The organism is Streptomyces sp. NPDC002690, from assembly GCF_053592415.1.
Genome location: NZ_JBSFVR010000407.1, coordinates 1 through 6444 on the forward strand (window position 1 = coordinate 1; position 6444 = coordinate 6444).

Sequence of the window (6444 nt, forward strand, 5' to 3'; positions counted from 1 at the left end):
GCGGTGACCACACCGGTCGTCTCGCTGTACGGCTCACGGCCGGTCAGCACATTGTTGTTGCTGGTCAGGCCCGAGGGATAGAGCTGGTTGGTGACTGGAACGCCTGGGGGACTCCCGGCGCTCGATGAAGGTGCCGATGCAGTCGGCCGGGCACGAGCATGGCAGTCTTAGACCTGCGTAACCCCATACACATGCAGGTTCGGTCGAGGAGCGGTCACGGTGCAGTGCTGGCGCGGCTTGGAGGACATCCCCGAGGACTGGGGGCGCAGCGTCGTCACCATCGGGTCCTACGACGGGGTGCACCGAGGGCATCAGCTGATCATCGGCCGGGCCGTGGAACGCGCCCGCGAGCTGGGTGTGCCGTCCGTCGTGGTGACCTTCGACCCGCACCCCAGCGAGGTCGTCCGCCCGGGCAGCCACCCGCCGTTGCTCGCGCCGCACCTGCGCCGCGCGGAGCTGATGGCCGAGCTGGGCGTCGACGCGCTGCTCATCCTGCCGTTCACTCTGGAGTTCTCGAAGCTGGCGCCGGACGACTTCATCGTGAAGGTGCTGGTCGACCGGCTTCACGCGCGGACCGTCATCGAGGGCCCGAACTTCCGGTTCGGCCACAAGGCGGCGGGCAATGTCGGGCTCCTCGCCGAACTCGGCACCACTTACGACTACACCGTCGAGGTCATCGACCTGTTCGTCAGCGGAGAGGCGGGCGACGGACTGCCGTTCTCCTCCACGCTCACCCGCCGGCTGATCGCCGAGGGAGACGTCTCCGGCGCCGCCGAGATCCTGGGCCGCCCGCACCGGGTCGAGGGCGTCGTGGTGCGCGGCGCGCAGCGCGGCCGGGACCTCGGCTTCCCCACCGCCAACGTCGAGACGGTCCCGCACAGTGCGATCCCCGCCGACGGTGTCTACGCGGGCTGGCTGAACGTGGCCGGCGAGTGCATGCCCGCCGCGATCTCGGTCGGCACCAACCCGCAGTTCGACGGCGTCGAGCGGACCGTGGAGGCGTACGCCATCGGCCGGATCGGCCTGGACCTGTACGGCATGCACGCGGCGGTGGACTTCCTCGCCTACGTGCGCGGGATGCTGAAGTTCGACTCCATCGACGACCTGCTGGTCGCCATGGCCGCCGATGTCGAGCGGTGCACCGAGCTGATCGCCGCGTACGAGGCCGAGCGCGGCGCCTGACCGTACGTCTGCGAGGCCGAGCGCGGCGCCTGACCGTACGTCTGCGAGGCCGAGCGCGGCGCCTTACCGCGCCCGGCCCTCGTGACTACGCCGGAGCCGGGGCCGGTTCCTCCCCTGCGGTCGCGTGCGCCCAGTGGCAGGCGACCTGCCCGGCGCCCGAGCCGTCGAGGACCGGTAGGTCCTGACGGCGGCAGGCGTCGGCCACCCCGGCCCGTTCGGCCTCGCCCGAGGCGAACACCTGGCAGCGGACGTGGAACCGGCATCCCCCCGGCACGTTCGAGGGGTCCGGCGCCTCGCCGGACAGCACCACCGGCTCGCCCGGCGCCTCCGGCAGCACCGACAGCAGCGCCTTGGTGTAAGGATGCCGGGGGGCCGTCAGGATCTGCTCGACCGCCCCGGTCTCCACGATCCGCCCGAGATACATCACCGCCACCCGGTCCGCGATGTTCCACGCGAGCCCGAGATCGTGGGTCACGATCAGTGCGGAGAGGCCGAGTTCGTCCCGCAGCCGCAGCAGCAGCGCGAGGATCTCCCCGCGCACCGAGGCGTCCAGCGAGGCCACCGGCTCGTCGGCCACCAGGAGTTCGGGCTCCAGCACCAACGCCCCGGCGATCACCACGCGCTGGCGCTGACCGCCCGACAACTCGTGCGGGTAGCGGAGGAAGAAGCGTTCCGGGGGCCGCAGTCCGGCCCGGGAGAGCGCCCCGGCCACCGCCTCCCGCTCGTCGCCCCGGTGGCCGTGGATGCGCAGCCCCTCCGCCACCGCGTCGTACACCGTGTGGCGGGGGTTGAGGGAACCGCTGGGGTCCTGGAGCACCAGCTGGGCGCGCTTGCGGTACGCCTTCATGGCGCGCGCGGAGGGGTCCAGCGGTCGTCCCTCGAAGGTGATCCGGCCCGAGGTCGGTGCGACCAGGCCCAGCAGCGAGCGGGCGAGTGTCGTCTTGCCGCACCCGGACTCGCCGACCAGGGCCACGATCTCCCCGCGCCGGATGTCGAGCGCCACCCCGTCCACGGCCCGCGCGGGCGCGGCACCCCGGCGGCCGGGGAAGGTGACCTCGAGCGCCTCGGCGCTCAGCAGGGGGACGGTCGTCGCGGGGGTGGACGTCGCCGGGATGGTCGTCATGGGGTGCTCCTCGCTTCCTCTGCTCCTGGTTCGCCCGCGCTCGTGGTCGTACCGGTGTCCGCGGCCGTACCCGTGTCCGTGGCGGACGCTTCGGCGACCGGCGCCTTCGCGACCGGTACCTCGTCGGTGTGCGTGACGGCCGTCGCCGTCGCCGGACCCACCAGGACGCAGGCCGCGCGGCGTCCCGGTCCGGCGTCCCGCAGCCACTGGTCCTCCTCGGCGCAGGTGTCCAGCGCTGCCGAGCACCGGGGGTGGAAGGCGCAGCCGGAGGGCAGCGCCGCCGGGTCCGGCGGGTCGCCGGGCAGTCCGCGCGGGGCGTGCCGCGAGGCGGGGTCGCCGATGCGCGGGAAGGCGGCGGAGAGCGCCGCTCCGTACGGGTGGCGGGCGTGCCGGTACACCTCCTGGGCCGGGCCCTCCTCCACGACCCGGCCCGCGTACATCACGGCGAGCCGGTCACAGGTGTCGGAGAGCACCGCCAGGTCGTGGCTGATCATGACGAGCCCGAGGTCCTGGTCGGCGACGAGCTGTTCGATCAGCCGGAGGATCTGCGCCTGGATCATCACGTCGAGCGCGGTGGTCGGTTCGTCCGCGACGATCAGCCGGGGGTCGCAGGCGAGCGCCATGGCGATCATGACGCGTTGCCGCTGGCCGCCGGAGAGCTCGTGCGGGTAGGCGGCGGCCCGGGCCGCAGGCAGCCCCACCTGTTCCAGCAGTTCACCGGCGCGGGTGCGGGCGGCGGCCGGGGTGGCCCGTTTGTGCAGCAGGATCGGTTCGGCGATCTGGTCGCCGACGCGGTGCACCGCGTTGAGGGAGTGCATCGCCCCCTGGAAGACGATGGACGCGCCCGCCCAGCGGACCGCCCGCAGCCGGCCCCACTTCATGGTCAGGACGTCCTCGCCGTCCAGGAGGATCTCGCCGCTCAGGGTGGCCGAGGCGGGCAGCAGCCGCAGCAGCGCGAGCGCCAGCGTCGACTTCCCGCAGCCGGACTCCCCGGCGATGCCGAGCTTCTGCCCGGCGTCGACCCGCAGGTCCACGCCGCGCACGGCGGGCACGGCCGACGGCCCGGAGCCGTAGGTGACACGGAGGTCGCGCACCTCCAGCAGGGGCCCGCCGGACACGGTGGCTGTCATGCTGGTCCGTTCCTCGGGGGTGCTCAACGCTCCACTCCCAGCTTGGGGTTGAGCACGGACTCGATGGTCCGGCCGCACAGGGTGAAGGCGAGCGCTACGACCGCGATGGCGAGTCCGGGCGGGGCGAGGTACCACCAGTCGCCCGAGCTGACGGCTCCGGCCTCCCGGGCGTCCTGGAGCAGACCGCCCCAGGAGACGATCGTCGGGTCACCGAGCCCCAGGAAGGCGAGGGTCGCCTCGGTGAGGATCGCGGTGGAGATGGCCAGTGTGGCCTGGGCGAGGACCATCGGCATCACGTTGGGCAGCACATGACGGCTCATGATGTGCCCGTGTCCGCCGCCCAGCGCCCGTGAGCGTTCGATGTAGGGGCGGGACTCCACCGACAGGGTCTGGGCCCGGACCAGCCGGGCGGTGGTCGGCCAGGTGGTCACGCCGATCGCCAGGACGGTGGTCCACAGCGAGCGGGAGAGCACGGTGGCCAGGGCGATGGCGAGCACCAGGGTCGGCATCACCAGGAACCAGTCGGTGACCCGCATGGCGATCGCCCCGTACCAGCCCTTGAAGTGGCCGGCGGTGACGCCCACCAGGGTGCCGATGGCCACCGAGAGGAAGGCCGCGAGCAGCCCCACCGTCAGCGAGACCCGGGCGCCCCAGAGCAGCAGCGCCAGCAGGTTCCGTCCGAACTGGTCCGTACCGAGAGGGAACTCGGCGCTCGGTGACTCCATCGGTCCGCCGGGGGCCTCGGTGACGCTCTTCGAGTCGGCCCCCGCCAGCAGCGGTGCGGCCAGCGCCAGGACGGCGATGACCACCAGCACGGCGAGCCCCGCCATCCCGGCCCGGTGCGTCCGGTACTGCGCCCAGAAGCGGGCCGCGGCCCGCCGCCTGCGGGTCCACGCCAGCGAGCGCGGGCTGCCGCCCGGGCCCAGCGCGTCCGTCGAGGTCGTCATCGGCCCACCCGGGGATCGAAGAGCGGATAGAGCACGTCGGCCAGGGTGTTCATCAGGATCACCGCTGCCGCGAAGACGAAGAACAGCGCCTGCACCAAGGGCAGGTCGGGCACGCTCAGCGCCTGGTAGAAGAGGCCGCCGAGGCCGGGCCAGGAGAACACGGTCTCCACCAGGATGGCGCCGGCGACCGTGTTTCCGAGGTTGACGAAGAGCAGCGTCACCGTCGGCAGCATCGCGTTCGGCACCGCGTGCTTGCGGCGGACCTGGTCGTCCCGCAGCCCCTTGGCGCGGGCCGTCGTCAGATAGTCGCTGCCCATCTCGTCCAGCAGCGAGGACCGCATCACCAGCAGGGTGCGGGCGTACTCCACCGCCACCAGCGTGAGGACGGGCAGCACCAGGTGGTGGGCGACGTCCAGGACGTAGCCGAAGCCGGACGAGTCGCCGGACTCCATGCCGCCGGTCGGGAAGAGCCCGGGGATCGGGCCGATACCGACCGAGAGCGTGACGATCAGCAACAGTCCGAGCCAGAACGACGGCACGGAGTAGAGGGTCAGCGCGAACGCGGTGTGGAAGCGGTCCCCGAAGGAGCCGTTGCGCCAGGCGGAGCGGGAGCCCAGCCAGATGCCGATCACGGTGTAGATCACGAACGCGGTGCCGGTGAGCAGCAGCGTCGCGGGCAGCGCCTCGGAGATCTTGTCGACGACCGGGGCCCGGAACTGGTACGAGGTGCCGAAGTCGCCGGTCAGCGCGTTGCCGCAGTACTGCGTGAACTGCTGCCAGAGCGGCAGGTCGAGGCCGAACTCCCGCCGCATGGCCGCGATCTGCTCGGTGGTCACCTGGCGCCCGCCGGTCATCTGCTTGACCGGGTCGCCGGGGATCAGCCGGAAGAGGAAGAAACTGGTGACGAGGACGGCGAACAGCGAGACGGCCGCGCCGGCCAGCTTGCCCGCCACGTAGCGGAGGTAGGCGATGGTGGATCGGGCGTGCGGAGAGCGGACCGCCGGCCCGGCCTGGGCCGGACCGGCGGTTCCCGCACCCTCCACGCCCGCCGGGCCGAAGCCCGGCAGGGGAGTGCTGTCAGTGCTCATCGGTTATTCCCGGTCCTCCGCGGTGGAACGACGGCGGCGGGCGAACAGCAGTCCGCCGGCGGCCAGGACGACGACGGCGATGCCGACGCCGACGAGCACCCCGGTGGAGGAGCCCGAGTCCGAGGAACCGCTCGCCGAGGCGGCCGGGACCGCGGACCACCAGCTCCAGTAACCGTCCTGGCCGTAGATGTTGCCGGCGTCCGAGGGCATCGTGGTGATGGAGGCGATCTGGTCGGTGCGGTAGGCCTCCACGGCGTTCGGGTACGCCATGACGTTCATGTACCCGGTGTCGTACAGCCGCGACTGCATGTCCTTGACGAGCGTCGCGCGGGCGGCGGGGTCGTACTCGGCCAGCTGCTTCGCGTAGAGGTCGTCGAACTGCGGGTCGCAGATGAAGTTGTCCGTGGCAGCCGATTCCTTGGCCTTCGCGGGCAGGGCGCCGCAGGTGTGGATGGAGAGGACGAAGTCCGGGTCCGGGTTGACCGACCAGCCGTCGAAGGCGAGGTCGTACTCACCGGCGTACCAGGGATCCGAGACGTTGTCGAGGCAGTCGACCTTCAGCCCGACGCCGAGGGCGCCCCACCACTCCTGGAGGTACTTGCCGACCGCCTTGTCGTTCGGGTCGGTCGCGTGGCACAGGATGCGCAGGTCCAGCGGCTTGCCGTCCTTGCCGACCCGTTTGCCGTCGCTGTTCTTCTTGTACCCGGCCTGGTCGAGCAGGGAGGCGGCACGGGCGGGGTCGTAGCCCAGCTGCTGCCCGGCGGCGGGCTGCCACTGGTACGCGGAGAAGCGCGGCGGGATGTAACCCGCACCTTCCACCGCGTGGCCCTGGAAGACCTTGTCGATGATGGTCTTGCGGTCGACGGCCAGGAAGAGTGCCTGACGGACCTTCTGGTCGAGCAGCGCCGGGTTGCCGTCGCCGAACTTCTGGCCGTCCTTGGTGCGCGCGCCCGGGTTGGTGGCCAGGGCGTAGA

6 protein-coding genes are annotated in these 6444 nt (G+C 71.9%); 1 reads left to right on the plus strand and 5 read right to left on the minus strand.

Annotated elements, in window-relative coordinates; genetic code table 11:
* Window positions 1-219 precede the first annotated feature (219 nt).
* Window positions 220-1182 carry a bifunctional riboflavin kinase/FAD synthetase gene (locus tag ACWD3D_RS31855; protein WP_451464213.1) on the plus strand — a complete coding sequence of 321 codons (963 nt, stop codon included), beginning with the start codon at window positions 220-222 and terminating at the stop codon, window positions 1180-1182.
* A gap of 85 nt (window positions 1183-1267) precedes the next feature.
* Here ACWD3D_RS31855 and ACWD3D_RS31860 read toward each other — a convergent pair whose 3' ends face one another.
* From ACWD3D_RS31860 to ACWD3D_RS31880, 5 genes are all read right to left on the minus strand, one after another.
* On the minus strand, window positions 1268-2305 hold the full coding sequence (locus tag ACWD3D_RS31860) for an oligopeptide/dipeptide ABC transporter ATP-binding protein (protein WP_451464214.1): 1038 nt from the start codon (window positions 2303-2305) through the stop codon (window positions 1268-1270).
* On the minus strand, window positions 2302-3435 hold the full coding sequence (locus ACWD3D_RS31865; RefSeq protein ID WP_451464215.1) for an ABC transporter ATP-binding protein: 1134 nt from the start codon (window positions 3433-3435) through the stop codon (window positions 2302-2304). Before ACWD3D_RS31865 ends, ACWD3D_RS31860 begins: the two co-directional genes overlap by 4 nt.
* A gap of 23 nt (window positions 3436-3458) precedes the next feature.
* A complete protein-coding gene (locus ACWD3D_RS31870) occupies window positions 3459-4382 on the minus strand; it encodes an ABC transporter permease (RefSeq protein WP_451464216.1) in 924 nt (307 codons plus the stop codon).
* Entirely contained in the window at window positions 4379-5470 is a 1092-nt protein-coding gene (locus ACWD3D_RS31875) for an ABC transporter permease (protein ID WP_451464217.1), read from the minus strand. The genes ACWD3D_RS31870 and ACWD3D_RS31875 overlap by 4 nt, the downstream gene beginning before the upstream one ends.
* A 3-nt stretch (window positions 5471-5473) precedes the next feature.
* A partial coding sequence (locus ACWD3D_RS31880; protein ID WP_451464218.1) for an ABC transporter substrate-binding protein occupies window positions 5474-6444 on the minus strand: 971 nt, incomplete at its 5' end.